The 2,349-nt window shown below is 74.4% G+C and carries 1 protein-coding gene; it reads right to left on the bottom strand.

Annotated elements, in window-relative coordinates:
* Nucleotides 1-2,310: sensor histidine kinase (locus tag VQ03_RS14515; protein ID WP_048451601.1), on the bottom strand; the 2,310-nt coding region annotated here is incomplete at its 3' end.
* Nucleotides 2,311-2,349 lie beyond the last annotated feature (39 nt).

Below are 2,349 nucleotides of genomic sequence, written 5' to 3'. Positions count from 1 at the left end.
CAGGGCCGGTGCGACGCGGTGGTGGGCGAGGATCTTGCCCGCCCGCGCCAGGGCCGTCCCGACGATCTCGCCGAGGTCGTGGGGGGCGAGGTTCGGCGCCAGCGCGCCGGATTCGAGCTTCGTCATGTCGAGCAGGTTGGCGATGAAGCGGTTCAGGCGCTCGGCCTCGTCGATGACGGTCGTCAGGAGCTCGGCCTGCGCGTCCGGCGGGAGGGCGGGGCCGAGGTCGCGCAGGGTCGTGGCCGAGCCCAGCACCGCGGCGAGCGGCGTCTTGAGGTCGTGCGAGAGCGACGAGAGCAGGGCCTGGCGCAGGCGGTCGGTCTCGGCCGAGCGCCGGGCGCGGTCGAGATCCTCGACGAGGTGGACCCGCTCAATGGCGAGCGCCCCCTGGTCGGCGAGCGCGTCGAGGAGCCGGCGCTGGTCAGGGGTGAGGAGCGGCCCCGGCTTGTCGCCGTCGAGCCCCACCACCCCGATCATGCCGCGGCCGGTGCGCAGGGGGAGGAACAGGCGCCGGGCGCCGGGCAGCGTGTCGGCGCCGCGGCCGGCCGGGCGGCCGTGGTCGAAGGTCCATTGGGCGGCGGCGAGGTCGGCCTCGTCGAGCCGGTCCTCCGGCGGGTAGCCGACCATCACGGTGAGCGACCCGGCCTCGGGCAGCAGAACCACGACGCGCAAGCGCAGCATCAGGGCGATCTGGTAGGCGCTGGCCCAGAGCACGTCGTCGAGGGTGCCGCAGCCCGCGAGCTTGCGCGAGAAGCCGTAGAGCGCCTCCGTCGCCCTGCTCCGGGCCCGCGAGTTCGTCGCCTCGGCCCGCGCCCGCGCCGCCAGGTTCGAGACCACCACCGCCACCAAGGTGAAGAAGAACAGGGCGACGACGTTCGTCGGGTCGGCGATCGTGAAGGTGTAGAGCGGCGGCAGGAAGAAGAAGTTGTAGGCGAGCGACGCGGCCACCACCGCGGCGAGCGACGGGTAGAGCCCGAAGCGCACCGCCACCGCCACCACCGCGGTGAGGAAGACGAGGTCGGTGCTCTCGTGGCCGAGCGAGGGCTGGAGCGCGAGACCCAGGGCCAGCGCCCCGGCCACCGCCGCGAGGGCGGCCGCGTAGGGCAGGAGGCTCGGCCGGGGCGGGGCCGCGGTGCGCACCCCCTTGTGCGGCGCGGGCGCGCCGTCGGCCGCCTCGCCCGCCACGACGTGGACGCTGATCGACCCGGAGCGGCGCACCAGGTCGTGCACCACCGAGCCGTTGAGGAGCTCGAACCAGCGCGAGCGGGTCGACTTGCCGACCACCACGTGGGTGACGTTGTGCTCGCGGGCGAAGCCGATGACGTCGTCGGCGATGCGGCCCTGGCTCGGCAGGGTCGCGGTCTCGGCCCCCAGGCGCTCGGCGAGCCGCAGGGTGTCGGCGATGCGGTCGCGCTCGGCCTCGCTCAAGCCGGCGCTGCGCCGTCCCTCGATGGTGAGCGCGGTGAAGGGCGCCCGCAGCCGGTCGGCGAGGCGCTTGGCGTAGCGCACCAGGCCCGCCGCGCGCGGATCCTCGCTGACGCAGACCAGCACCCGCTCCCCCGCCGCCCAGGGGCCGGCGATCGCGTGGGCCCGCATGTGGGTGAGGAGCTGGTCGTCGACCCGCTGGGCGGTGCGGCGCAGGGCCAGCTCGCGCAGGGCCGTGAGGTTGCCGGGGGAGAAGTAATGCGCGAGCGCCCGCTCGGCCTGCCGCGGCAGGTAGACCTTGCCCTCGCGCAGGCGCCGGATCAGGTCGTCGGGGGAGAGGTCGATCACCTCGATGTCGTCGGCCCGGTCGAGGATCGAGTCCGGCACGGTCTCGCGCACCCGGATCCGGGTGATCTGCGCCACCACGTCGTTCAGGCTCTCGACGTGCTGGATGTTGAGGGTGGCGTGGACGTCGATGCCGGCCTGGAGCAGCTCCTCGACGTCGAGGTAGCGCTTCGGGTGGCGCGAGCCCGGGGCGTTGGTGTGGGCGAGCTCGTCGACGAGGGCGAGGGAGGGCTTGCGGGCGAGGAGCCCGTCGAGGTCCATCTCGGACAGGGCGGCGCCGCCATACGGAACCGCGCGGCGCGGCAGCACCTCGAGGCCGGTCACCAGGGCCTCGGTCTCGGGCCTTCCATGCGTCTCGACCACGCCCACCACCACGTCGACGCCCTCCCGGCGCCGCGCATGGGCCGCGGTCAGCATCTCGTAGGTCTTGCCGACCCCCGGTGCCGCCCCGAGGAAGATCTTCAGGTGCCCGCGCCCGGGCGCCTCCCGGCGCGCCTGCGCCAGGAGCGCGTCGGGCGAGGGCCGGCGATCCTCCCTCATCGACCCTCTCTCATCCGATGCGGCACGGATGATGAGAGA

The organism is Methylobacterium tarhaniae, from assembly GCF_001043955.1.
In the GTDB taxonomy this organism is placed as follows: domain Bacteria; phylum Pseudomonadota; class Alphaproteobacteria; order Rhizobiales; family Beijerinckiaceae; genus Methylobacterium; species Methylobacterium tarhaniae.
This window is presented reverse-complemented; position numbering and strand designations above follow the sequence as displayed.